Origin of the sequence: Flavobacterium luteum, from assembly GCF_008806775.1 — a bacterium.
GTDB classification, from domain to species: Bacteria; Bacteroidota; Bacteroidia; order Flavobacteriales; family Flavobacteriaceae; genus Flavobacterium; species Flavobacterium luteum.
Map to the genome: position 1 here is coordinate 59,262 of NZ_WAEM01000007.1, position 26,417 is coordinate 85,678.

Genomic DNA, 26,417 nt, shown 5'->3' on the forward strand with positions numbered 1-26,417 from the left:
CCGATTACGAAGTATCGGAACGGGAGTACAAATATCGTTAATTTTTAAGTAAAAATACAAACTAACTTTTCTAATCCTGATACAAAATAACTGCACTTCTTGCTGGAATAGTAATTAATTTTGATGTAATGGATTCAATTCCGTTTTCATTGATTTTTTCCCCGTTACAAATCAAAGTCCAAGTTCCTTCTAATTTTTGAGTTATTGGTTTCGAATCTCCATTAAAATACACGCTGATGTTTTTCCAAGAATCGCCATTGGCATGATTCCTTAAAGTGAATCCAACCAATAAAGGAGATTCTAAATCTAGAAACTCCAAATGCTCTTGTATCATTTTCTCAGTAGGCATCTTGAAAGCAGGATGATTTTTCCTCAATCGTATTAAATTTTTATAATAATCGAATAATGCCACGTTATCATGTTTCCAATTCCAATTGATTTTATTAATGCTATCGGGTGCGTTATACGAATTCTCCACACCATTTTTAGTCCGTTTCATTTCTTCGCCCATGTGCAAAAACGGAATGCTTTGAGCCGTAAAAACAATAGTATTTGCCAATCGATCCATTGCTAATAATTCTTGTTCCGAAGCAAGTGGATTTGCAATTTTGAGCTTATCATACAAGGTATTGTTATCATGACAAGAAACATAACCAATGACTTTAGTTGGTGCATCTGAATATGGAAATTGGCCATAATTTCGTTTTTTATCATACTTCATTTGTGTATGATTGGTTGAGGCTACAATCCCGAAATGAATGACTTCTTTCAAATTAGGATTGCCACTTACAAATCCTTTTTCGGTAACTTTAGACCAATGCCCTTTTGCTCCGTCCCTAATATCATCAGAGAAAACAGCTATTTGGTTTAATTGTTTAACATTGTTCTTTAAAGCTCTTTTTTCAATAGGTAACGGAGAATCGCCAGCAGTCCAACCTTCTCCATAAAGAAAAATAGTTGAATCTAATTGATGCAATTCTTTTGAAATTAAGTTCATGGTTTCTATATCATGAACCGCCATTAAATCGAAACGAAATCCATCTACATGGTATTCGGTTGCCCAATATTTAACGGATTCTAGCATAAATTGGCGCCCCATTATGCGGTCTGAGGCAAATTCGTTTCCACAAGCAGTGGCATCCGATCGTTTTCCATTGGGCCAAGTTCGGTAATAATAGCCAGGAACCAATTCATCAAAAATAGCGGTAGAACTCGTGTGATTGTAAACCACATCCATAATTAGACGAATGCCATTTTGATGAAGCGATTGCACCATTTGTTTGAATTCCTGAATTCGTACCAAACCATCATGAGCGTTTGTTGCATAAGAACCTTCTAGTGCATTGTAATTTTGAGGATCATATCCCCAATTGTATTGTTTTTGGTTTTCAATAGATTCGTCAACCGATTTGTAATCAAAAAAAGGAAGCAAATGAAAATGTGTAATTCCCATTTCTTTAAGATGATCTAAACCTGTCGATTCTCCAAAATCATTTGTAGTATTGGTCTCTGTCAAGCCTAAAAACTTTCCTTTATTTTTTATACCAGATGAATTGTCAATAGAAATGTCTCGCACATGGGCTTCATATAAAACAACGTCCGAAAAAGATTTCAATTCTGGTTTTACATCGCTATTCCATTGTGAAGGATTAGTTTGTTTTGCATCAAAAATCAACCCTCTATTGCCATTAACCCCTACCCCTTTGGCATAAGGATCTGGCATTTCCTTACTCCACTTTCCGTTGTTTTTAACCTGTAACGTATAATAGGTATTGTGATAATCCCCGTTCAGTATAGTTTGCCAAACTCCTGTTTTGGCATCGTATAAAAGATTCGTATTTGCAGTTGCATTACCACCATCGCCTTGTTGATAAAGATTGATTTTGGCTTCCTCCACATTTGGACTCCAAAGTTTTACAATCGTTTTTTCAGGAGTATAAGTCACTCCCAAATCCCCTCGTAAATAAACGGGATACTCCTCAAATGATTTGTATTTTAAGGAATTAGTTTTCGGTTGTTGCGCTAAAACAGCATGGGTTACTAGAAGAAAACTAATCATAACTATTTTTTTTAAAGCTAAATAAGACATTTTTACCCTATTAAATTACTAATCCCGTTACTTGAAATACTTTGACCTCAACTTGTTTCTTTAAAACACAATTTTCAAAAATACGCTATTTACTTCATTCTAAATATAGTTTGCTTTTTTTAACTACTTTTAAAGTATCGTATTTGAAATCAAGTTTTTTACATTCAATAATCGATGTTATGATAAAAAAGCCATTCTGTTAGAAAACAAGACCGCTATTACTTCAAAACAGCAACCACCAGTCTTAAAATCAGAAGCCTAAATATTTGGCGATGCATCCTGAAAGCTTCGAGGTTTGCCCTGAGAGAAATCTCTAATTATACAATAAGCGTGAAAAACTCTCGTATTTACTGGAAAGCGCTACTGATTTGGGCTACATTCAAGAATTATTAAGACACAATAGCAGTTAGACCACTGAAATATACACCCCCGTAAGCACAAAAAGTTTACAACAAATAAAAAGTCCTTTTGATGATTTGTAAGAAAAAATAAATACATTTGGTTTTAAGGAAAAGCGAAACAAATCTTCGCCTATCTACCTAAATTAGGGTGTGTATACGAAGGTTTGTTTCGAATGTATACAAGTTATCTACAACTTTTCATTCAACCCTCCCATTTGCACTTAAAGTATTGTATTCATTGACTTTATAAAAATTAACAATGCAATTTTAAGCAACAAAAAGCAACGAAATACTTGTTTTGTTGTACCCAATGTTGTACCTTCGTATCACGATGCACCCAATTGAAAACCCTTTATTTACAACACTTTCACTCGTTTGCATTACTTTACAAAAGTAGTATAACATTTCTAAATTCCTATTATTATGGCATCAGTAAAACTAATTTTAAGAACACATCAGGTAGACCAAACAGGACACAGCCCTTTGTATATCAGAATTATAAAAGATAGAAAAACGAAATTTATCACTGCCGGAGTGAAGCTAAAAGAGAATGAGTGGGATGAAGCAAAGCAGAAAGTAAAAAAGAACCATTCCAATAGTGCCAGAATGAATGCTGCATTATCTCAAAAGATTGCAGATGCCGAAGGTCAGGTTGCCGATATGGAACGTAAAATCAAAACGGTATCGGTTAAAAAACTAAAAGAAGCCATAAAGGGAAAAGAAGTGCCAAACTTTTTTGAATATGCCAGAAAGAGATTAGAGAAAATCAAAAGCACTGTTTCTTATTCCACTTACAGAGCATACAACTCCCAGGTTGATAAATTTGAAAAATATATGGGAACAAAGGATGTGTATTTTGATGAAATTACCGTAGCATTATTAAACGACTATAAATTTCATTTAGGAGATACTTTAGGCAACGGAGATACAACGCAACGCCTTTCCATAATTGTGCTCGGAACCATATTCAGGGATGCAATTCGTGAAGAAGTAATTCCTGAAACTATGTTTCCTTTTAGCAAAATAACCCTCAAAATCAGCTCTTCTAAAAGATTATTTCTTAATAAAGTACAGATTGATGCTTTAACCAATTTAAAACTAACTGAGGGCAAAAAAGCGATGATGTGGAGAGATTTATTCCTTTTCTCTATTTATGCCGGAGGATTGCGTTTTAGTGATGTTATCGAAATGCAATATTCTAATTACAATGAAGCTGAACATAAAATCAACAAACACATTCGTAAAACTGGAAGAGTACACCAGTTCAAAATTGGAAAAGTAGCTATCGATATTTTAGAAAAATACAAAAAAGTAAATGCCAATCACGATGATTTTATCTTTCCTATTATTATGGATAAAGAAGGCTATTTGAACAGCGAAGCAAAACGTTATTTTCAAACAGCAGCTTTCAATAAATTGGCAAACTGGCATCTTAAAAAAATGGGGCTAAAAATAAAATTACCTTTCGACCTTTCTTTTCATTTATCAAGACACAGCTTTGCAACAAATGCTTTAAATAATGGAATGAGAATTGAGCACGTTTCTAAATTAATGGACCACCGAGACATCAGTACAACTCAAGTATATGCTAAAATTATCAGTGAAGAATTGGATAAAGCGGTTGATAATTATATTTTTTAAAACACAACGAGGGAAGAAATTACCCTCGTTTTTTTTTCGAAGGTAAATTTTATTGTTTTTTACTCTCGTATTCAAAAACACCAGTAAAATAAGGAAATATCAAAGTTGTTAATAACTCATTTGAAATACTTTAACAAGGATTTTTTTTAATTTATAATTTTACAAAAGAGAAATCAAGTAATTTTTAGAGCATTCTAGACGAGTGATAAATGAGCCCTTGTTGAAAACACTAGGACTTCCAAAAAGCGACCAATTTAAAACCGCTTTTAATTACCTTTCAATACTAAATGAATACCAAAAAAAACATACTAAAATTTGAATTCAAAGGATCAAAATATGCAAACAGCTCCGTTTGTAGAATTATTGGCAGTGCCTTCGGCTCTAGCCAAAAATCCTTTATTTGATATAATTGTTGAAAACAAAATCACTATTCAAAACTATTGCAATGCTTTAATTGCAAAAATTTTAGAGCTGCGTCAGTCACAATTTCCTGCATTTATAGATTATCAATTCAACCAGGTGAAGAACCCGGAAATATGGATATGCAAACTCGAAAAATTATTAGCCAATAACGAAGCCTTTTTCAGCTCCAAAACAGCAATGAGTAGATACAATAAATTGTATTTTTTAATCGAGAAAAAACGAACAGAGCTGCAATCTTTGAGAGTAATTGATACCAAACTAAAAGCTACTAAAAGACAAATTAACGCAGATACTGACGATAGGTATTTTTCTTTTTTTGAAGCAAAAAGCTATATAAATTCATTAGATAATTTTAACGACAAGATTATTTATTTAATGGATGAAATCTTTGAATATAACCAAGCGGATATCGTTTCTCTTAATAATAAGTTGCAACCTTATGACAAACAATGCAATCAATTAATTGAGCAATTACAAATAATGCGTAAAGTTAAAAACGATTTTGAAAAAGAAAATCAAGAAAAAAAAGCTACTGAAAACAGTTCAAATATTCCATTTCAAAAAATCAAATTAAATGGTCCAACTAACATAATTACTAATGCTTTTAAACAAATGATGGTTGATGTGAAACCAAATGGCAAACCTTATATTCAAGGAAAAATCAAAGATATTAGTCAAATTATATGCCTAATATTTGATGATGAAAAAGGCGAACCGCTTTCACAAGCCACTGTTCAAACCTATCTTTCACCAAATCGCACCGACAAAGACCCCAACAATGACATCAAAGTTAGATTTTAGTCCGATTTTGTAAAAACACACTATTTGTAATACATAACATAATCAACACCTTACAAACTATTTAGTCTTATCGGACTAAAAAGTACTTATCGGACTTTTTTTTATTTCTTCCATTTGCACCATAACAATTTAAAACTTTTAAAAATGGATGCAATTATCTTCACAAAAGACCAGTTCACAGATCTAATGAGCAAATTAGACACAATTCAAAGCCAAATCTCTATCAAGGCTGACCCTAAGAAAGAAACCTTTCTGGACAATCAAGAATTTCTATTATTGATGAAAATTTCAAAACGTACAGCGCAAACCTGGAGAGACGAAGGCAAAATTTCCTTTAGTCAAGTTGGAAACAAAATCTACTACAAACTTTCTGATGTTGAAAAACTCCTTACGGAGCATTACAACAAATCTTTCAAAGGAAGATAAAATGAAAGAGTGTAACGGAACTTGCGAGAGTTGTGATTGCAAGCCAATCACAAAAGGGAAACTTCTAATCTTGAAAATAAATTTTAAAACCTAAAAAATGGTAACAGTCTTTAAAAACTTCAACGAAGTTGTAGAACACAAAACAATTGCAACAATTTTAGAAGAAATCAAAACAGGAAAGTACAAACCAGGTATCATTTACCTGCGTAAATCACTTGCCGAAAACAAAACAGAAGCCTACAATAAAGCCAAAAAATCACTTCCAGCATTCACACCTTCGGGAAAGTTTGTTGGAGGTCGAAAATTGGAATTTCTAGCGAATTATTCAAGTTGTATCATTCTGGACATCGACAAATTAAGTGCAAATGATTTGCAAAATGCTAAGCATTTGGCCAATCAAAATGAGTTCACTTATGCCAGTTTCATTAGTCCATCAGGCAATGGATTAAAAATTCTAGTAAAAATTAATACAGATAAAGCCAATCACAAAGAAGCTTTTCTATTGGTTCAAGCACATTATGAAAGTATTCTAAAACTGGAAATTGACAAATCAGGCAAAGACTTAACCAGACTATGCTTTTATTCTTATGATGAAAACCTTTATTACAATGAAAACGCAAAAATATTTAGTGTTACAGAACAAGAAAAAGAACCTAAAGCTAACATCGAGAGGGAGTTTAAAAGAACAGAGCCAACAATTGTTATTAATAGCGATGCAATCTACAACCATTGCGTAAATTTTACTGAAAAAAAAGTGCAATTCGTGAATGGTAGTCGTAACGTATTCGTTCATCAACTAGCGTGTAACCTAAACCGTAAAGGTGTATTGCTCCAAGAAGCTCTAGGATATATTTTAACTGATTTTGGGTATGACGAAAAAGAAGTAACCCAAGCAGTAAATAGTGCTTATGGTAATAGTCACGAGTTTGGTAAAAATGAGAAATATGAAGCTCCTAAAAACCCAACACCAAAAACACAAAAACCAACAACTATTATAGAGGATGAAGACGACGAAGACAAACCAAAACCAACCCAAATTGACCGTTTAGAGTTGTTTTTATCAAACAAATATGTATTTCGGCACAATATGGTTTCTGGAAAATTAGAGTTCCAATATTTCGGTAAAAAGAAGTGGAATGTAATGAATGATTTTATTGAAAATTCAATGCTTCGAGAATGTTTAAAAGGTCGGATTAAAACAAACTTATCTTCATTACGAAACTTGCTTTATTCTGATTTTTGTGTGCTGTTCAATCCATTTGAAGATTACTTTTTCAATTTACCTTCTTATGATGAAAAGACCGATTATATTACTGAATTAGCCAACACTATCACAACCACAAAACAAGACCTTTGGCAGCAATGTTTCAAAAAATGGTTGGTTGCAATGGTTGGTTGTGTGTTGGATGATAAAGTAATCAATCACACGGTTATTGTCTTTAGCGGCAAACAAGGACTAGGAAAAACAACTTGGGTGGAGAAACTCGTTCCAAAACCTTTAAAAGAATATCTATTTTCTGGAACCATAAACCCAAACAACAAAGATACATTGGTGCAGCTTTCGGAATGTATGTTAATCAACTTGGACGAACTAGAAAACTTAAACCGTTCTGAAATTGGATCACTAAAAGAAATCATCACAAAAACCCAAATCAGAATGAGAAAAGCCTACGGACACAATAACGAAACAATGCCCAGACGGGCATCGTTTGCCGGAAGTGTTAATACAGCCCAATTCTTAAACGATAGTACAGGAAGCAGACGGTTTCTATGTTTTGAGTTGGAAGGCATAAAATACCAACACGATGTAGATATTAATCTTGCATTTTCACAAGCTTTATTTCTTTTCAAAAGTGGTTTTAGGCATTGGTTTGACCAGGAAGAAATAAAATTAATAACCGAGAATAATGAACAATATCAGCTACGAAGCCCAGAAGAAGAACTGCTTTTAACGTGGTTTGAACCTTGCGAAAGAGAAAAGGCTAACGCATTTCTAAACACTTCTCAAATAGCTTCCAAATTAGCTGAAAAGGCAAAAATAAATATTACTGACAGCACAATAAACAAACTTGGTAGAGCATTAAAAAAACATAATTTTCTAAAATTAAAAAAGAACGGAATATTTGTATATGCTTTAACTGAAAACAGTTGGGAAGAAGTTGATAATAGAAACAAAATAGCAGAGGATTAAACCAAAAATATAACCTCTAAAAGCAGCTCAAAAAAAAGAGTTTAAAAGTGGAAACGTACCGTTTCCACTTTTTTTGTTTAGTACTCATTAGTTTACTTCAAATTACTTTATTTTCATAGGGTAAGATTGGTATGTTTTTTTGAGCACAAACATTTTTTATTTTATTTTTTCTCCAACAATCGGGTAATATCAGTCTTTTTTGAAGTATTTTAGTAAAGTAGTCGTTCTAGTTTACACCCAAACAGCCATATAAATCTGTTTTAATTTAAATAAAAAAACGAAATATCTTTTATTCAAAAAAAAGGTACCAATCCTACCCTAATCTTATTTTCTTCCTTTTACATTCCGTTGCTTTTTCGTACTATTGTAAACGATTTCAAAATGTGATGAAAACATAGCACAAAGACAATCCAATTTACTGCACTTTCTCAATTGTGCCGACACTGTCGACACAATTCAAATACAGCTAAAAAAAGTTATAATTGTCTAGTAAAACAGAATGAAATAAATAAAATTTACACCAATAACAAAAATTACAATACCTAATAAATGGCAATCAAAAAATCAGAATTATATAGCTCTCTTTGGGAAAGTTGCAACCAGTTAAGATCTAAAGGCGGAATGGATGCTTCCCAATATAAAGACTATGTATTAACAATGCTTTTTGTAAAATATGTATCTGATAAATATGCAAACAAAACCAATAGCTTAATCGAAATACCACAAGGAGCAACTTTTGAAGATTTAGTAACCCTAAAGGGGAAAACCGATATAGGAGAACAAATAAATAAAAAAATATTAATACCACTTTTTGCTGCCAACGGATTAGAGGGTTCAATGGAATTAGTCGATTTTGATGATGATGATAAACTGGGAAGTGGAAAGGATAAAATTGAATTGCTTTCAGGTCTAATTGCAATTTTTGAAAACCCATCCCTAAATTTCAAAAACAACCGAGCTGAAGACGATGATATTCTTGGCGATGCCTACGAATTTTTGATGCGCCACTTCGCAACAGAAAGCGGAAAAAGCAAAGGACAATTTTATACACCATCGGAGGTATCTCGAATAATGGCTAAAATTATCGATGTACATAAAGCCGATAAACCTTCATTTACAGTATATGATCCAACTTGTGGTTCGGGTTCTTTATTGCTAAAAGTCGTGGACGAAGCACCAAACGGATTAACTATTTATGGTCAAGAAAAAGACAATGCAACCAAAGGTTTAGCAATTATGAATATGTGGCTTCACGGAAACCCAGAAGCCAATATTCAAAGTAAAAATACTATAACAACACCACAATTTAAAGAACAAGATAAATCATTAAGAAGATTTGATTTTGTAGTGGCAAATCCGCCATTTTCAGTAAAAAACTGGAATAGTGGTATTTCTGCAATGAACGACGAGTACAACCGTTTTCGTGGTTTTGGTATTCCACCAGAAAAGAATGGTGATTATGCTTTTTTACTACACATTATAGCATCTTTAAAAAGCACAGGTAAAGGAGCAATTATTTTGCCGCACGGTGTATTGTTTAGAGGAAATGCCGAAGCCGAAATTCGTAAAAATATCATAGAAAGAAAATACATAAAAGGCATTGTTGGCTTGCCTGCCAACTTGTTTTATGGTACCGGAATTCCTGCTTGTCTAATCGTGATTGACAAAGAAAATACCGACAGTCGAAAAGGTATTTTTATGATTGATGCTTCAAAAGGATATATCAAAGACGGCAACAAAAACCGTCTACGAGAGCAAGACATTCACAAAATTGTAGATGTGTTCAATTTCCAAAAAGAAACCGATAAGTTTGCAAGGTTCGTGACTTTTGAGGAAATAGAAAAAAACGAATATAATCTGAACATTCCAAGATACATAGATACACAGGAAACCGAAGATATTCAAGACCTTTTTGCACACTTAAATGGTGGTATTCCAAACCAAGATATTGCAGAGTTACAACCATTTTGGGATGTTTATCCTAATTTACAAAAAGCATTATTCAAAAAATATTCCGATAATTATTTGCAACTAACTATCGACCAATCCAAAATAAAAGAAACTATTTTTTCACACCCAGAATTCAAAGCATACAGCGAATTACTCGAAAAAACCTATGATATTTGGAAAAACAAAATCTATACTTCTTTAACGGGTATAACTACTGAAACTGCACCCAAAAAATTCATACACCAGCTTTCAGAAGCGTTGTTAAACGAATACAAAGGCAAAGCATTAGTAGACAATTATACCATTTATCAGCATCTTTTAGACTACTGGAACGAAACAATGAAAGATGATGTGTATATGGTGGTTGAAGACGGTTGGAATGCAAAAGTGCGTAGAATTATAGAAAAAAATGCCAAAGGAAAAGAAGTGGACAAAGGTTGGACTTGCGATTTAATCCCAAAAGATTTTGTTATTGACAGATACTTTACTAGAGAACAACTTGCAATTCAAATCAAACAAACCGAATTAGAACTAATACAAATTGAAGTCACGGAAATCACAGAAGAACATACTGGTGAAGAAGGATTGCTTGTTGATGCTACTAACGACAGTAATAAAATAACAAAAGCCACAGCAACCAAACTGCTCAAAGAAATCAAGAAAGATCCAACCGAAAAAGAAACCCTTGTCTTACTTGAAAAAGTGCTATTGCTTTTAGAAAAAGAAACCCTTTTGAAAAAAGAAGTAAAAGTATTGGAAATCAAATTAGACGAACAAACGCTATTGAAATACCATAAACTTACTGAAACAGAAGTAAAAACTTTGGTTGTTGATGACAAATGGCTAACGGCTATAAAAGCAAACATACAATCAGAAATAGATGCTATTTCACAACGTTTATCAGGCAGAGTAAAAGAACTGGCTGAACGCTATGAAAATACGTTAGACGAGCTAAACAAAAGCACGCAAGAGCAAGAACTGAAAGTAGCGGCACATTTACAAAAAATGGGATTGGTATGGAATTAAAAAACAAAACCCGGAAACTTGAATTGCTTCAGCGGAAACCGGGAATAATAATATTGAGGATGTTTAAGATAAAAACAAAAAACGGTACTTTATAAAAAAACAGAACCCGGAGGTTTGAATTGCTTCAGGGACAACCGGGAATAAGATGACGCAAATATACGACGCTTTTATATAAAAAACAAATATTTTTTAAAATGAGATATTCAGAGTTCGAAAAAGTAATCACTCCTGCACGATTAGGAAGATATAAAACCGCTTGTGGTGGAGATACTCGCAAGGCTATGACACTCTATAGAAAAAACCTAAAACTATCACAAGAAATGTTTACGGTATTAAGTTGTTTTGAAGTGGCATTACGCAATAAAATAGACATACATTATACCACAAATTTTGGTATCAATTGGTTACGCAATGCAGCAGCAGCGGGAGGTTTTTTTGACAACAAAAAAACAAGAGTAACTCAAAATCTAATTAATACTGCTGTTTCAGACCTTAATCATTCCTATACTCATTTTAAATTAATTGCGGAATTGGGCTTTGGGTTTTGGAGATATATGTTTTCTAGAAATCAATACAGGGTTGCAGGCAAAACATTATTAAGGGTTTTTCCTTCTCGTCCTAGTAGCGTTCCAGGAATTAGTTACAATAGCAATGACTTTTTTAATATTTTAGCAGACATCAACGACCTCCGAAACCGCATTGCACACCACGAACCTATATGTTTTCAACCTGGCGCATCTGTAAAAGACACAACCTATGCACGCCAACATTACAACCTTATTTTGCAATTGTTTCAGTGGATGCAAATTGACGAAGCAGCACTACTCTATGGCATAGACCATATAAACACCATTTGCAACGAAATTGACGCTTTATAAATATGGAACTAGTTCAAGAAAAATTTATTGAAACTGAAATTGGTTTAATTCCAAGTGATTGGGAAGTTATGAAATTAGGAAATATGACAAAACTAATGACAAATGGTTTTGTTGGAATTGCTAAAACTCATTACACAGAAAATAGAGACGGAGTTTTATATATACAAGGATATAATGTTGAGGAAAATTCATTTAAATTCAAGGGAATTAAAAAAGTCACATTAGAATTCCATTTGAATAATTCTAAATCTTGTCTTAAAAAAGATGATTTATTAACTGTTCAAACTGGAGATGTTGGATTAACTACAATAGTTCCAAAATATTTAGAAGGATCAAATTGCCACGCATTAATTATAACAAGATTTAAAAAAAATAGGTACAATGCTTTGTTTTATTGCTACTATCTTAACTCAAAAACTGGAAGAGGTAGATTAAAGGAAATAGAAACAGGCACAACAATGAAACATATTAATGTTGGCGAGTTAATCCATTTTGAAGTTCCAGTTCCAACTACAGTAGAACAAACTCTAATAGCATCAGCACTTTCAAACACCGATAGCTGGATAACTAATCTCGAAAACCTATTAACCAAAAAACGCCAAATAAAACAAGGTGCTTTACAAGAATTACTAAAACCAAAAAAAGGTTGGGAAGTGAAGAAGTTAGGGGATGTTGGAGAATGTATTATTGGTTTAACATATAGTCCAGATAATGTTACTAGTGAAGGTAAATTGGTTTTAAGATCATCAAATGTAAAAGATAATAAACTGGTTTTTAGTGATACCGTTTTTGTAAATGTAGAAGTGTCGGAAAAATTAATCACTCGAAAAGGCGATATTCTAATTTGCGTAAGAAATGGCAGTCGTAACCTAATAGGAAAATGTGCTTATATTGATGGTCGAGGTGTTGGCGAAACATTCGGAGCTTTTATGTCTGTTTTTCGTTCTAATTATAACGCCTATATTTTTCAAGTTTTTCAATCCAATATTATCAAAAAACAGATAGAAGAACATTTGGGAGCAACCATAAATCAAATCACAAATAAGAGTTTAAATTCCTTTCAAATTCCTTTTCCAACAATCAAAGAGCAAGAATATATTGTTGATATTTTGAGTGATATGGATGCAGAAATAGAACAGCTTGAAACGAAACTAGAAAAAGCAAAAAAAGTAAAGCAAGGAATGATGCAGGAGTTATTAACTGGTAAAACACGATTGGTATGAACGAAAATAAATTAGTTTTAAAATCGATAAACGATTTACTGGGAAGTAAGTTTTATATCCCATCCTACCAACGCGGTTACAGATGGAAAAACCAGCAAGTAGAAGATTTACTCAAAGACCTTTGGGAATTCAAAACCAATCCGCCAAAGCAAGACGATGGCAAAGAAAAACCGTTCTATTGTTTGCAACCTGTAGTAATAAAACCTACTGAAAATGACAATTGGGAAGTTATTGATGGGCAGCAACGATTAACAACTATTCTAATTATCCTAAACTATTTCAATCAAACAGAATTTAAAACGCCAAAGCAAGTATTCGATATTAAATTTGAAACTAGAACCGACAGCAAAGAGTTTTTAGACAACATTAATGATGAAGCACTAGCATCAAAAAATATAGATTATTTCCATATAAACAATGCTTACAAAGTAATTTCCAATTGGTTCGATGAAAAAGAAAAAACCAATTCCGCAGCCAAAAATGAATTTTATCCTGTTTTAGTAAACGATACTAAAATAATTTGGTACGAAGTCAATGATGGATCAGATACTATAGATATTTTTACGCGTATCAATATGGGTAAAATCCCATTGACAAATGCCGAACTTATCAAAGCTTTGTTCCTAAAAAACACCAATTTCAAGAAAGTAAGCCCTGATAAAATAAGACTTAAACAGTTGCAAATTGCATCCGAATGGGACAAGATTGAATACACTCTTCAAGAAAATTCATTTTGGTATTTTATTTCTAACAACTCCAGAAACTTTGCAACACGAATAGAATACATATTCGATTTAATGAAAGGCAAAAAGAAAGAAGATGAAGAGTATTTTACTTTTTATAAATTCTATGAAGATTTCGAAAAAAGCAAAGACACCAATGAAAACCCTGATATAGATGCAATTTGGCTAAAAATAAAAAAGTATTTCTTAACTTTTGAAGAATGGTATAAAGACCGTGAGCTATACCATCTTATTGGTTTTTTGCTAACGGTTAACACTGATATTATTTACTTGTTAGAGAAATCAGAAAACAAAACTAAAACCGAGTTTAAAGCATTTTTAATAGAGGAAATAAAAACTAAAGTACAATTTCAAATAGAGGAATTAGACTTTTATAAATCGAAAGCCAAAGCGAGAATAAAAACTATTCTATTACTTTTCAACATACAAACTATTGTGTTGAATGAGAATTCTAACATTCGTTTCCCATTTGATAGTTACAAAACAGAAAATTGGGATATAGAACACATACGTTCTCAAACTGATAGAAAAATTACGGGTAATGCTCGTAAAGATTGGTCCAAAGATATTCTAGAGTATTTTACCGGTAATAAGTATGTTGAAAATAAAAAAGTGGATTTAGATGTTCTTGAAGACGAAGAAAAAAAATTGTGTACCAGTTTACTGAAAACTATTACTTCAGATAAAATTATTGATGATGATTTTGATAAATTATACAGTACCATTATTGAAAAATTTAAGGAAGACAAAGAACCCGAAAAGATTAATTCAATTTCAAATTTAGCACTATTAGACGCTTCAACCAATAGAAGTTATGGGAATGCTGTATTTCCAGTTAAAAGAAAAATTATTATCGAAAATGATATGCAAGGAACCTTTGTGCCAATTTGTACAAAAAATGTATTTCTTAAATCCTATAGTAAAAAATTAGGCGAAATAATGTATTGGAAAAATGAAGATGCGAATGATTATTTAAAAGCTATAAAGCAAACATTATCTATTTATTTACCAACACAAAAAGTTAAAGATGGAAAACAATAATACTTTAGAAACTCAATCAGGCGAAAGGTTAACCTTTTTTCAGCTATTTGATGAAAAGGAGTATCACATTGAAATTCCTATTATCCAAAGAGATTACGCACAGGGAAGAAAAGCATCTTTTGAAGTGAGAGATTTGTTTCTCGATGCTTTGTACAATTATTTAGAAGAAAATAAAAAACACAGGGATTTAGATTTTGTATACGGTAGTCTTATAGATAATGACAATAAGAATGATATAAAATTCATTCCTTTAGATGGTCAGCAAAGGTTAACCACTTTATTCCTTTTACATTGGTATTTGGCTAATAAAGACGGTCAACTTGACTTATTTAAAGATAAACTTCAAAAGGGAAATAAATCAAAATTCACTTATGAAACAAGAACAAGTTCAAGAGAGTTTTGTGATGCTTTGTTGTTAAATGACATAGAATTAGAGGAACTTTTACCACCAGACAAAAACCAAAAAAATAGTCTATCAAAAACAATAAAAGACAGTTCGTGGTATTTTTTATCCTGGGGAAATGATCCAACAATAAAATCAATGTTGGTAATGCTTGATGCTATTCATAATAAATTCAATAATGCTGATAATTTCTTCGACAGGCTAATTAGTCCAGACAATCCCGTAATTACATTTCAATTCTTAAACTTAAAAGAATTTAAGCTTACAGATGATTTGTATATAAAGATGAATGCAAGAGGAAAGTCACTAACAGACTTCGAGAATTTCAAAGCTAAATTTGAGCAACATATAAAGGATTTAGAATTTAAAACGGCACCAAAATTCAAACTACTTTTCAATGACATAGAAAAAAAAGTTACTGTTCAAGAGTATTTTTCACATAAAATAGATACCGATTGGGCTAATCTATTTTGGAATTATAGAGACCCAATTAAAAATATATACGACGACCAATTAATGAACTTCATTAGAGCTTTTGCGATTAATCACTTAGCTGCTAAACCAAATGAGGATTTTGATTTAACAAATTTAAAATATTTACTAGACAGGCAAAATGACAACATTTCGTTCCAAAAATATATTGAATTAAAGTGCTTTGATGAAAAATTTATTCTTGAGCTGATTAAAATTCTTGACTATTTAAAAAACGAGGACAACACGATTAGACTGTATTTAAAAAGTTCACAATATTATGACGAAACAGATACATTCATCAATATTGTAAATAATTCTTTTAAGGATGCAGCATATTCATATCGTATAAAATTTTATGCATTTTGCCAGTACCTAAACAAATTTGAAACTACAGTTGGGCTGGAAGAATGGTTAAGAGTAATATCAAATTTAACAGAAAACACAGCTCCTTACAATAATGAAACGGAGTTTAGAAGGTCAATTAGAGCTGTTGAATATCTATTACAAATTGCAAATACGATAATAACAAATTTATCACTAGATACTTTAAAAGTAGATGGCTTTAATGAATACCAAGTTAAAGAAGAGGTAATAAAAGCAAAACTGATTTTGAAAGATGATAACTGGGCAAAATTAATCTACAATACAGAATATGAATTAAAATATTTTAGTTGTCAGCTTACGTTTATTTTATATTTTTCTGGAATTGAAGATGTAATTAGCAATATAAATAATTGGACTACCAAAGAAAATGATGAACTATTCAATTCATTTAAAAAATATGTAACCATAGCAAAAGGAGTATTTAGTAGTGGTGGATTAAGGAAATTTAATAACCACTTGTGGCAAAGAGCTTTATTGTCTAAAGGTAATTATTTAATTTCTGAAGGTTCAAATTCAAGTTTTCTAATAAATAACGACAGGGATATTAGTTGGAAAAGATTATTACTTGCAGATAAAGATGGCGGTAAACCAAAAAGAATATTTGTTAAGCAAGTTTTTGATGATATTGATTTTAATATTCTGGATGTTGAAAAAGGATTGAAAGCAATAGTTGCTAATTCATTAAAAACGGTTACAGGTTGGAGAAATAAGTTTATAAAAACACCAAGCTTATTTAATTTTTTAGGAGCAAAACAATACATAAGATATAAGTCAGATAATGAAATATATTTACTGGCAGGAGAAAGAATGAGTGGCAGTCATACCGAGCTTTTTACCTATAGTTATTTTCTCGAAAATTTAGAGAATAAATCTTTTCCACCATTCAATAAATGCGCGTATTATGCTATTAGCGGCGAAGCTGACGAACCTTGTATTTATTTAAAAGATTGGCTTTTTAAAAAATCAAACTATGAGTTAGATATAACTTATGACACTGTAAACAAGAAATACAATCTTTCGTTTTTTTACGTAAAAAGCAAAACATTCGATACAGAAATAGTAGAAATATTAAGTTCAAATGATTTTATAAAATCATCCGATTATGAAGCTTACGATTTGTTGTTGTCTGAAAAAGATTTACAAAAATCGCTGATAAAATTATGCAATGAGTTTCAACTTTTAAATGATAGTACTAATGAATAATATAGGCAAATCAGAACGAGAAAGTCAAAACCGAATTATTCAACTTTTCAAAAACGAGTTGAAATACACCTATTTAGGAAACTGGGAAGAACAAACACGAGCACAACCTGTTGAAGAAAAATTGTTGTTAGATTTTTTAATCAATACTCAAGGATATTCAACTATTGTGGCTAATAAAGCAGTTCAAGAGTTAGTAAAAGTAGCAACTAATATTTCTATTGGATTATATGATGCCAACAAAGAAGTCTATAAATTACTTCGTTATGGCGTTTCGGTTCGTGAAGAATTAGGAGAACAAAAGGAACGAGCTTGGTTTATCAATTGGAAAGAACCACAGAAAAATAATTTTGCAATAGCCGAAGAAGTAACTGTTTCAGGACAATACTCTAAAAGACCGGATATAGTAATTTATGTAAACGGAATTGCTTTAGGAATTATAGAACTTAAAAACAGTCGCAAAGGAGTAGAATGGGGTATTCGTCAGAACTTGGACAATCAAAAACCAATGTTCATACAAAAGTTCTTTACCACAATGCAGTATGTTTTAGCAGGAAACGACACACAAGGTTTGCGTTACGGAACTATTGAAACTACTGAAAAATATTATTTGCAGTGGAAAGAAGAAGCCGACAAGAAATTTGATTATGCAATAGACAAACATTTGTATTTAATGTGTCAAAAAGAGCGTTTCCTTGAATTGATACACGACTTTGTAGTGTTCGACAAAGGCACAAAAAAATTATGCCGTCCCAATCAATTTTTTGGTATCAAAGCCGCACACAATAACGTGCATACCAAACAAGGAGGTATTATTTGGCATACACAAGGAAGCGGAAAAAGTCTAACAATGGTGTGGCTTACAAAATGGATTAGAGAAAATATAGACAACAGCCGAATACTTATCATTACGGATCGTGAAGAACTTGACGACCAAATAGAAAAGCTTTTTTTAGGTGTTGAAGAGAATATTTATAGAACTAAAAGCGGTAAAGATTTAATTAGTAAACTAAACAATACAAGTCCTTGGTTAATGGCTAGTTTAGTGCACAAATTTGGTAGAAATTCTGAAGAAGGAGATTTTGAAGGCTACATCGAAGAATTAAAAAAGAGTTTAAGTTCTGATTTCAGAGCCAAAGGAAATATTTATGTTTTTGTAGATGAATGCCACAGAACACAATCCGGCAAACTACACGATGCAATGAAATTATTATTGCCAGATGCATTATTCATTGGTTTTACAGGAACACCATTACTCAAAAAGGATAAACAAAAAAGTATAGAAGTTTTTGGCCCATACATTGGTGAGCCGTATAAGTTTGATGAAGCTGTTGCCGATGGTGTGGTATTGGATTTATTATACGAGGCGCGTGATGTAGAACAATTTGTAACTGACCAACAAAGTATTGATGATTGGTTTGATGCAGAAACCAAAGGATTAACAGATAGTGCCAAGGTTGATCTAAAAAGAAAATGGGGAACAATGCAAAAAGTATTGGGTTCTAAATCCAGGTTAGAAAAGATAGTTTTTGATATTGTAAAAGATTTCAAAATAAAACCTAGATTATCTACAGGAGAAGGAAATGCAATGTTAGTTTCCAGCAGTGTTTACAATGCTTGCAAATATTATGAACTTTTTCAAAATGCAGGCTTCAAGGAATGTGCAATAATTACTTCTTATAATCCACATCACGGGGACACTAAAGGCGAAGAAACAGGCGAAAGTACTCCAACAGAAAAACTATTGAAATACGAGGTTTATCAAAGAATGTTAAATGGTAAAACCACAGAGGATTTTGAACAACTAGCAAAAACCCAGTTTATAAAAGAACCAGCTAAAATGAAATTGTTGATTGTTGTAGATAAGCTTTTAACAGGTTTTGATGCACCTTCGGCAACTTATCTCTACATTGATAAATCAATGCAAGACCACGGCTTATTTCAAGCTATTTGCCGTGTTAATCGTGTGGATAATGAAGACAAAGAATACGGGTATATTGTAGATTATAAAGATTTATTCAAAAGTTTGCAAAGGTCAATCACAGATTACACTTCTGGAGCTTTTGATGAATATGATTTAGATGATGTAAAAGGATTATTGTCAGACAGATATGAAGTAAGCAAAGACCGATTAGAAAGTGCTTTAGAAACAGTTATTGCTTTGTGCGAACCAGTACATCCGCAAGACGAACCTAGTTTCATTAGATACTTTTGTGGTAATACTGAAAATCCAGACGATATAAGAGAGACCGAAGAAAGAAGAGTTACTTTATATAAATCGGTAGTTGCATTAATTAGGGCTTATGCAAATATTGCTAATGAAATGCACAAAATTGGTTATACAGAACAAGAAGCAGAGAAAATAAAAAAACAAGTTCAGTTCTACTCTGACCTTAGAGAAACCATAAAACAAGCAAGTGGCGATTATGTAGATTTGAAAAGATTTGAACCAGGAATGCGTCAATTAATGGATATGTATTTAGATGCCAAAAGCAGCAAGAAAATATCCGATTTTGAAAACAAATCTCTGGTAGATTTGATAGTACACGTTAGTGAACCAACAGAACCTTATGGCAATAAAAGAAGTCAAGAAGCAGTTGCAGAAACCATTGAAAATAATGTTAGAAAGGTAATTATTGAGGAAAGTCAAACCAATCCAAAGTATTATGAAAAAATGTCAATATTATTGTATGAACTCATAAAACAAAGGAAGGAAGAAACAATTGCGTACCAAGAATATTTGGAAAAAATCAAACAATTAGCGGGAAATGTTTCTAATCCAATGGGAACAACAGAATATCCAACTACATTAAATTCTCCTGCAAAAAGAGCATTATTTGATAATTTAGATGAAGATGAAATACTGGCACTAGCTCTAGATAACGTAATTAAAAGTAACAAATTAGACGGTTGGAGAGACGGAGGATTAAAAGAAAAAAAACTGCGAATTGCAATCAATGAAATTATCAAAGACGATAATAGAACTGAAGAATTGATGCATATTGTAAAAGCTCAAAATGAATATTAGTATGGAAACTATTTCAATAGCTAATCTTACTATTGATATTGTTCGTAAGGACATAAAAAATATGCATTTGGCTGTATATCCTCCTAATGGCAGAATACGTTTGTCCGCACCTGAAAAAACGGATAGCGAAATGATGAGATTGTTTGCTATTTCAAAAATAGGATGGATAAAAAAACATATTAAAAATTTTAATGCACAACCACGAGAAACACCACGAGAATTTATTTCTGGTGAAAGCCATTATTTATTTGGTAAAAGATATTTATTGAATGTTGTAGAACACAAAGGATTTAATAAAGTAGAAATAAAAGGCACAAAGACAATCAACCTATTCATAAAACCAAACACTTCAAAAGAAGATAAAGGGCGAATTATGAGAGAATGGCATCGTAATCAGCTAAAAAAGCAAATCCCAGAACTTATTACAAAATGGGAAAGTGTAATTGGTGTCAAAGCAAACGATTGGGGTGTAAAACAAATGAGAACCAAATGGGGAACTTGTAACATAGATGAAAAGAGAATTTGGATTAATTTAGAACTATCAAAAAAACCAATCATTTGTTTAGAATACATTATCGTTCACGAATTAATCCATCTATTAGAAAGAAATCACAACGATAAATTTATTGCTTATATGAACCAATTTTTACCAAAATGGAGATTGTACAAAGAAGAATTAAACAATTTACCAGTATCTCATAACGATTGGGGATATTAATAGTAGTGTAATTTTATAAATAATTTATCAAATTCAAGAAACAATGATTTTATTATAGCCATTATCTCATTCATCTGCACAAAACTTTCGCTTAGTCCAAGTATTCCTAAACTCAAGTCTTTGTTTGCTTCATTTCGCTAATAACTATAGTAATTAAATTGCGTAATATATTTACAAAAACAATAATGTGACGAATGATTACTAAAATGAAACAAAGTTTACTTTGGGAATATTTTTTTACAAACGTTGACAAAATAATAAATGTTAAAGTATAGAAATCAAATATTAATAATGATATTTGATAATTGTGTTTAATTATAACAAATTAATAATTATTAACTTAAAGATAAAAAGATGCCGAAAATTAAATTAACTCAAGTTACAATTGATAAATATAAAAGTATTCAAAACCAACAAATTGTTGATATAGATAAAGATATAACTACCATAGTCGGGATGAATGAAGCAGGCAAAACTTCGTTTTTAACAGCAATTGCAAAAACAAACTATTTTACATCAGATAGTGATTTTGAATTTGATATTACTCAAGACTTTCCAAGAAATGAGCTTATTGATTTTCAACATAGTGAAGAAGATTGTAACATAATAAAATGTAAATATGAAATTTCAAATGAGTTTATAAACGAAATAGAAGCTGAATTCGGTAAAGATGTTTATGTAAATAAAGAGTTTAGCTATACTTGTCACTATAAAGCCAAATCGAATACTTTCGAAGGAATTTCAACTAATTTAAAAAAATATTTAGAATTAAAGGTTGACGGATATTCTTTGTCATTAGAAACAAAAAACTTAATTAGAAAAACCATTTCTTTAAAAGAGATTGAAAATATTGTAGGTTTAGCTGACGATGAAGATTTACTTGTATTTAAAAAAGATATTAAAAAAATAGTTGATGGTGCATACCCTACTTGGGAGAATGAACTCTCTGGTTATATAGCACAGAAATGGATAAAACCTAATATGCCTAAATTTTGGTATTTTGATGACTATTATCCTTTAAGTGGCAAAATAAACATAAATAAACTTATCAATCAACCGCCTACAAATGAAAGGGATAAAACTTCAAAGGCACTTTTTGAACTAGCTAGAATTAAACCAGAAGAAATATTAAATGCAACTGAACAGGAATATGAAAAATATATTGCACTATTAGAAGCTTCATCGAATAAGATAACAAACGAGATATTTAAATATTGGTCAACAAATCAAAATCTTGATATAGAATTCAGAATAGAAAATACAACTGTTAATGGTACACCAGAAAAAATTCTTGATATCAGGGTAAAAAGCCAACGCCATAAAATTACATTGCCGTTAGATAGGAGAAGTAAAGGGTTTAATTGGTTCTTTTCATTTATTATTTGGTTCAGTAAAATTCAGGCTGACAAAAATTCAGATTATATTTTACTACTAGACGAACCAGGTTTAAATCTTCACGCTTCAGCCCAAGCTGATTTACTTCGTTTCTTTGACGACCTTTCTAAAAAGTATCAAATTATTTATACAACACATTCACCATTTATGGTTGAGACAGAACATTTAAATAGAGTTAGAACTTGTTTTGAAACTGACGGAGGAACAGTTATTTCAGACACAATTCAAGAAAAAGATCCAAATACTTTATTTCCATTACAAGCAGCTTTAGGTTATGATATTGCACAAAACCTTTTTGTATCAAAGAACAATTTACTTGTTGAAGGACCTGCGGATTTAATATATTTAACTGTGCTTTCCACTATTCTTGAAACGGAAAAAAGAACTTGTTTGAAAGACAACATTACAATTGTTCCAGTTGGGGGATTAGACAAAGTTTCGACATTCATATCTCTGTTAAGAGGATCAAAACTAAATGTTGCTTGTCTTCTAGATACATTTACTGACCAAAAAGGAAAACAAAAAGTTGATGATTTAATTAGACATAAAATAATAAAGGAAAAGCATATTCGCTTTTTTAATGAGTTTGCAGATAATGGAAAGGCAACTGCTGATATAGAGGATTTATTTGATAAAAAGGAATATATAAAATTATTTAATTCTGCTTTCGAAAATGAGTATGCAGAAATTAAATTAACAGAACTTGATGCTAATTTAGACACAATTCTTAAACAAATTAATAAGATAATTGGTAAAGATAGATTTAATCATTATCGTCCAGCTAATAAACTAAATCAATTGGGAGTTGATAAAAAGTATTTTTCGCCGAAAACATTGGATAAATTTGAAAAAATGTTTTTAGAAATAAATAAGTTATTCTAAAATGATAATTTGATAAGATGCCTTCCTTTCTAATTTTAATATATGATTACTGATTTTATACTTATTTATAAAATCAGTAATCAATTTTTAAATTAAACTACCAAAAATTCGGTTGTAAAAGAACGTTTTACAATTCAAAGGGCACTCCTTTGCCAACGCTCCAAAAAAAATTACTGTCACAGTTTTTGAAACAAAAACACGTACGCTTCGCAACTTGTGCCAGTAATTTTTTTCCCCAAGCTGTGTTACATAATTGAGTATTATAGTTCATTGCAAAGCTTTTATATTGTTTTTTTGGTTTTTGCAATGAAGCTATAATATCATTTATGTAAAACAGCCGCCACACCCACCGCGCTTGCCAGTGGCTCCAGGACAACTTTTTTCATTGCTCCCTCGCTCCTGCCGGCAATAAAAAAAACCGTCCTTCGCCACTGTCTTCAAGAACCTTCACTATTTCATTGGAAATTTTACTGTTGTACTTACTTTCAAGAACGTTTACGGTAAATATTTTTAGCAACTTTGTGTTTAAAGCGGTAAGTATTTCCATTGCTTTTGTGAGTGCTACATTTCCAAAACAACCATATTCATAAATCATAATTTTCAATTCATAATTACGTTTTGGCACCCACAAAATCAAAAGAAGCCAGCAAGAGTATCGTTTTTTTATTTGCCAGAAAAACCAAAGTAATTGCTTCAGCGGAAAAGCCGATGCCATACCGTTCCTAATAATAAGTAGTACAAGCTTGAAGCATTATCTTTCTTTCAAGTCTATGGCATCGACTTTTCCACAAAAGCAATCAGAAACATCCCAGTCAGCAAATAAAAAAATGATACACTTGCTCTGAGCTGCTGCCAACGCACTACGAAAGTTTTTTCATTGTTTTTTGAAGATGCTTTATTTTTCCATAACCACACTCCGACTGAATACTAAAACCGGTTTACTGAACACTATTCAAGCATCCTCAAAAATCAAATAATAGAAGGAAGAGTATCAATTTTTCAGAGGGATAAAGCACACTCTCTTTTTTATCAAATTCAGCCATCCATCTACAAAAAATTGATACACTTCCAAGACGCTATATCTTCCAAATCAACTCCCACTCCATCAGATTCAATCCGATTAAACAAGAATATTTGATTTGGATATTCAAAATAAAAAATAAAAAAAAAGAGAGCAAAGGTAAGTTCCAGGTTTACAAAAAAGCAAGTTCAAGCCTTTCAGGTTTTTGAAAAAATCTCCACCCATAACGGTTCGCAACAACACTCATCTCCGACATCACGCCCACTCTCCCGCTGATGTATCGGGTAGTATTTTTTCAAAAAAACTTGCTTTTTTGAAACCTTACACTTGAAAGAACGGCTTTCTTTTTTTCTTTTTTTTCTTTTGAAAAATTTAATGGGCGGAGCGTAGCGAGGCGCATTGGTCTTTCAAATGAAATCCTGCGGAAAATTGAAAATCTAACCCATTTTTAAAGCCGAATGTTATGCTGAATTTTATCATTAAGACCCACCGAGTTGGAACAATTTACACAAAACCCCATTTATTTGTACTTAACAAGGGGATGAACAGCGGGAAGCCACAAAAAACGCCATTTACGAACAGTTTTGTTATCATTTTTCAAAACGAGGATGATTGCGAAAGCCTTTTTTTTATTGCTTATAGTTTATGGCAAACAAAATTCTGGCATCAGTTTTTAGTAGGTTCGGTTATTCCGTTTTTGCGCCTTCCAGATTTCAAAAAGGAATTCAATCCACAAGCCAGTTTGTTGATGGTGGAACACGAGCAGCACCAAAAAAATGTTGCAGCTCTCAAACTTCTGGAGAAAAAAGAAAAACAATACAAAGAGGATATGCTACTCATAAATGACCTCCGCAGAGCCATTTTATACCGCTATTGCAGAAAATAATACAATCCTGGTCCAACTGGACTAGGATTGTTTGCGCCTCATTCCCAAGCAAACCAACGCATAAAAGCAATATGATTGCCCCACTTAAATAAATCGAAGTAAAGCAAAGCAATTGCCTTTTATTAACTGCTAAAAATCAAAAAAGCCCCGTATTACGGAGCTTATGTTGCTATTTTGAAAAGTATTTATTTAACTGGTTCCGGCTCTTCTTCGGATTTTACAGCGGTTTGAGAAACCACCGAAATAATACTACCGCCCAGAACCAAGTAACCCGCTGCACTTACTAATCCAACAGGCAAGGCAACAGGAGAAGCGATGATTGTTCCGCCAACAGTTGCCAAAGCAATTCCAACAGTACGAAGAATTCTAAACCATTTTGGAGTTGGTGCCAAGGCTCTTTCCACGACATTCATATTTCTATTTTTCATAATCTTGATTTTTATAAATTGATAGTTCTAAATTGTGTACTCTTTTTTCGATGTATTCTACTTTCTGGTTGAGTAAATCATTACCACTTTTGAACTCGGTTTTGATGATTAAAGCCATTGTTTTAACTTCAATTAAGTCTTTTTCCATACTCTTGAAATCGGTGTGTAATTGCTTGATAAAATAAGCCACAACCGATAGTAACAAGGTGATAAGTGTTCCAAAAAGTGTAGCGATGATGTTGATATTTTCCATTTTTTGGGCTTTTTAGAATTGAAAATTATTTTCAATAGTTATTTTGTTGTTTTCAACTTTTGCTAGTGCTGCCAATTTTGGATAAACCATTTTGTAAGCTGCAACACTTTGAGTAACTTGAAAATTGCCATCAACAAACTGGAAACCAAAACCACAAAGCGGACACCCAGCAGTTTCTTTGATGGTGTTTCCGGTATGGATATACACAAAACTGAAGTTGGGTAAACCGGTAATCTCAATCATTCCTTCGTGCAGCTTTCCAAATGCTTTTTTGTAATCCACATTTTTAGCTCCCCAAGTGTTCAACTTCAAACTAAAATCACCTTTTGGAATGGCAGTTTGAGAAGCTATTTTCACTTCTCTAATTTTATCCTCCAACAAATAACATTGAAATATGCCATTAATGTACAACTGGCTCAATGTGCTTTCTTTGCCCTGTGCTACTCTTATTATTTTACTTTCCATTATTGTGATAGATTTGAGTTAAAATGAAAAATCCCTCGTTTGTGGCG

The 26,417-nt window shown here is 32.0% G+C and carries 18 protein-coding genes; 13 read left to right on the plus strand and 5 right to left on the minus strand.

The annotated features are described in order from the left end of the window. Positions 1–70: 70 nt before the first annotated feature. Positions 71–2,059: a type I pullulanase gene (gene pulA, locus F6464_RS12085; protein ID WP_151108181.1), complete on the minus strand. Its 1,989-nt coding sequence runs from the start codon at positions 2,057–2,059 to the stop codon at positions 71–73. 854 nt (positions 2,060–2,913) lie between these two features. On the opposite strand from pulA, the gene F6464_RS12095 reads away from it, so the two are divergent. From F6464_RS12095 to F6464_RS12150, 12 genes are all read left to right on the plus strand, one after another. Then, positions 2,914–4,131 (plus strand): site-specific integrase, encoded by a 1,218-nt coding sequence (locus F6464_RS12095; RefSeq protein ID WP_151108183.1) that lies wholly within the window; start codon positions 2,914–2,916, stop codon positions 4,129–4,131. Between the two features lie 336 nt (positions 4,132–4,467). After that, the gene (locus F6464_RS12100) at positions 4,468–5,355 is read left to right on the plus strand and encodes a hypothetical protein (protein WP_151108184.1); all 888 of its coding nucleotides are present in this window, start codon (positions 4,468–4,470) and stop codon (positions 5,353–5,355) included. Between the two features lie 144 nt (positions 5,356–5,499). Beyond that, complete coding sequence (locus tag F6464_RS12105; RefSeq protein WP_011964270.1) at positions 5,500–5,781, plus strand: helix-turn-helix domain-containing protein; 282 nt, start codon at positions 5,500–5,502, stop codon at positions 5,779–5,781. A 97-nt stretch (positions 5,782–5,878) separates the two neighbouring features. Then, on the plus strand, positions 5,879–7,972 hold the full coding sequence (locus F6464_RS12110; protein ID WP_151108186.1) for a VapE domain-containing protein: 2,094 nt from the start codon (positions 5,879–5,881) through the stop codon (positions 7,970–7,972). A 549-nt stretch (positions 7,973–8,521) separates the two neighbouring features. After that, positions 8,522–10,948: a type I restriction-modification system subunit M gene (locus tag F6464_RS12115; protein WP_151108188.1), complete on the plus strand. Its 2,427-nt coding sequence runs from the start codon at positions 8,522–8,524 to the stop codon at positions 10,946–10,948. 194 nt (positions 10,949–11,142) lie between these two features. Beyond that, positions 11,143–11,826, plus strand: a complete 684-nt coding sequence (locus F6464_RS12120) for an Abi family protein (RefSeq protein WP_151108190.1) — start codon at positions 11,143–11,145, stop codon at positions 11,824–11,826. A 2-nt stretch (positions 11,827–11,828) separates the two neighbouring features. Then, positions 11,829–13,049, plus strand: coding sequence for a restriction endonuclease subunit S (locus F6464_RS12125; RefSeq protein ID WP_151108192.1), 1,221 nt, complete (start codon positions 11,829–11,831; stop codon positions 13,047–13,049). Further along, a complete protein-coding gene (locus F6464_RS12130; RefSeq protein WP_151108193.1) occupies positions 13,046–14,833 on the plus strand; it encodes a DUF262 domain-containing protein in 1,788 nt (595 codons plus the stop codon). Before F6464_RS12125 ends, F6464_RS12130 begins: the two co-directional genes overlap by 4 nt. After that, complete coding sequence (locus F6464_RS12135) at positions 14,820–17,297, plus strand: DUF262 domain-containing protein (protein ID WP_151108195.1); 2,478 nt, start codon at positions 14,820–14,822, stop codon at positions 17,295–17,297. The genes F6464_RS12130 and F6464_RS12135 overlap by 14 nt, the downstream gene beginning before the upstream one ends. Further along, complete coding sequence (locus F6464_RS12140) at positions 17,290–20,322, plus strand: type I restriction endonuclease subunit R (RefSeq protein ID WP_151108197.1); 3,033 nt, start codon at positions 17,290–17,292, stop codon at positions 20,320–20,322. The genes F6464_RS12135 and F6464_RS12140 overlap by 8 nt, the downstream gene beginning before the upstream one ends. 1 nt (position 20,323) lies before the next feature. Continuing rightward, a complete protein-coding gene (locus F6464_RS12145) occupies positions 20,324–21,040 on the plus strand; it encodes a M48 family metallopeptidase (protein ID WP_191963382.1) in 717 nt (238 codons plus the stop codon). A 354-nt stretch (positions 21,041–21,394) separates the two neighbouring features. Next, positions 21,395–23,317, plus strand: a complete 1,923-nt coding sequence (locus F6464_RS12150) for an AAA family ATPase (RefSeq protein WP_151108201.1) — start codon at positions 21,395–21,397, stop codon at positions 23,315–23,317. 382 nt (positions 23,318–23,699) lie between these two features. Here the strand turns inward: F6464_RS12150 and F6464_RS12155 are convergent, their stop codons facing one another. After that, positions 23,700–23,912 carry a hypothetical protein gene (locus tag F6464_RS12155; protein WP_151108203.1) on the minus strand — a complete coding sequence of 71 codons (213 nt, stop codon included), beginning with the start codon at positions 23,910–23,912 and terminating at the stop codon, positions 23,700–23,702. Between the two features lie 889 nt (positions 23,913–24,801). Here F6464_RS12155 and F6464_RS12160 point away from each other — a divergent pair. Beyond that, positions 24,802–25,224, plus strand: coding sequence for a DUF6943 family protein (locus F6464_RS12160; RefSeq protein WP_151108205.1), 423 nt, complete (start codon positions 24,802–24,804; stop codon positions 25,222–25,224). A 185-nt stretch (positions 25,225–25,409) separates the two neighbouring features. Here the strand turns inward: F6464_RS12160 and F6464_RS12165 are convergent, their stop codons facing one another. Genes F6464_RS12165 through F6464_RS12175 form a run of 3 tightly spaced genes read right to left on the minus strand, consistent with a single transcriptional unit; the run spans position 25,410 to position 26,370 of the window. Then, positions 25,410–25,652: a hypothetical protein gene (locus F6464_RS12165; RefSeq protein WP_225318076.1), complete on the minus strand. Its 243-nt coding sequence runs from the start codon at positions 25,650–25,652 to the stop codon at positions 25,410–25,412. Next, the gene (locus F6464_RS12170; protein WP_151108207.1) at positions 25,642–25,905 is read right to left on the minus strand and encodes a hypothetical protein; all 264 of its coding nucleotides are present in this window, start codon (positions 25,903–25,905) and stop codon (positions 25,642–25,644) included. The genes F6464_RS12165 and F6464_RS12170 overlap by 11 nt, the downstream gene beginning before the upstream one ends. Positions 25,906–25,917: 12 nt before the next feature. Then, positions 25,918–26,370 carry a DUF5675 family protein gene (locus F6464_RS12175; RefSeq protein ID WP_151108208.1) on the minus strand — a complete coding sequence of 151 codons (453 nt, stop codon included), beginning with the start codon at positions 26,368–26,370 and terminating at the stop codon, positions 25,918–25,920. Between the last annotated feature and the right edge of the window lie 47 nt (positions 26,371–26,417).

Excerpts from the sequence above, each read along its gene's own strand:
- F6464_RS12140 (WP_151108197.1), top strand. The coding sequence starts at position 17,290 with ATGAATAATATAGGCAAATCAGAACGAGAAAGTCAAAACCGAATTATT.
- F6464_RS12150 (WP_151108201.1), top strand. The coding sequence starts at position 21,395 with ATGCCGAAAATTAAATTAACTCAAGTTACAATTGATAAATATAAAAGT.
- F6464_RS12100 (WP_151108184.1), top strand. The coding sequence starts at position 4,468 with ATGCAAACAGCTCCGTTTGTAGAATTATTGGCAGTGCCTTCGGCTCTA.
- pulA (WP_151108181.1), bottom strand. The coding sequence starts at position 2,059 with ATGATTAGTTTTCTTCTAGTAACCCATGCTGTTTTAGCGCAACAACCG.
- F6464_RS12170 (WP_151108207.1), bottom strand. The coding sequence starts at position 25,905 with ATGGAAAATATCAACATCATCGCTACACTTTTTGGAACACTTATCACC.
- F6464_RS12115 (WP_151108188.1), top strand. The coding sequence starts at position 8,522 with ATGGCAATCAAAAAATCAGAATTATATAGCTCTCTTTGGGAAAGTTGC.
- F6464_RS12105 (WP_011964270.1), top strand. The coding sequence starts at position 5,500 with ATGGATGCAATTATCTTCACAAAAGACCAGTTCACAGATCTAATGAGC.
- F6464_RS12165 (WP_225318076.1), bottom strand. The coding sequence starts at position 25,652 with ATGAAAAATAGAAATATGAATGTCGTGGAAAGAGCCTTGGCACCAACT.
- F6464_RS12155 (WP_151108203.1), bottom strand. The coding sequence starts at position 23,912 with ATGATTTATGAATATGGTTGTTTTGGAAATGTAGCACTCACAAAAGCA.
- F6464_RS12130 (WP_151108193.1), top strand. The coding sequence starts at position 13,046 with ATGAACGAAAATAAATTAGTTTTAAAATCGATAAACGATTTACTGGGA.
- F6464_RS12135 (WP_151108195.1), top strand. The coding sequence starts at position 14,820 with ATGGAAAACAATAATACTTTAGAAACTCAATCAGGCGAAAGGTTAACC.
- F6464_RS12120 (WP_151108190.1), top strand. The coding sequence starts at position 11,143 with ATGAGATATTCAGAGTTCGAAAAAGTAATCACTCCTGCACGATTAGGA.
- F6464_RS12160 (WP_151108205.1), top strand. The coding sequence starts at position 24,802 with ATGCTGAATTTTATCATTAAGACCCACCGAGTTGGAACAATTTACACA.
- F6464_RS12175 (WP_151108208.1), bottom strand. The coding sequence starts at position 26,370 with ATGGAAAGTAAAATAATAAGAGTAGCACAGGGCAAAGAAAGCACATTG.
- F6464_RS12095 (WP_151108183.1), top strand. The coding sequence starts at position 2,914 with ATGGCATCAGTAAAACTAATTTTAAGAACACATCAGGTAGACCAAACA.
- F6464_RS12110 (WP_151108186.1), top strand. The coding sequence starts at position 5,879 with ATGGTAACAGTCTTTAAAAACTTCAACGAAGTTGTAGAACACAAAACA.
- F6464_RS12145 (WP_191963382.1), top strand. The coding sequence starts at position 20,324 with ATGGAAACTATTTCAATAGCTAATCTTACTATTGATATTGTTCGTAAG.
- F6464_RS12125 (WP_151108192.1), top strand. The coding sequence starts at position 11,829 with ATGGAACTAGTTCAAGAAAAATTTATTGAAACTGAAATTGGTTTAATT.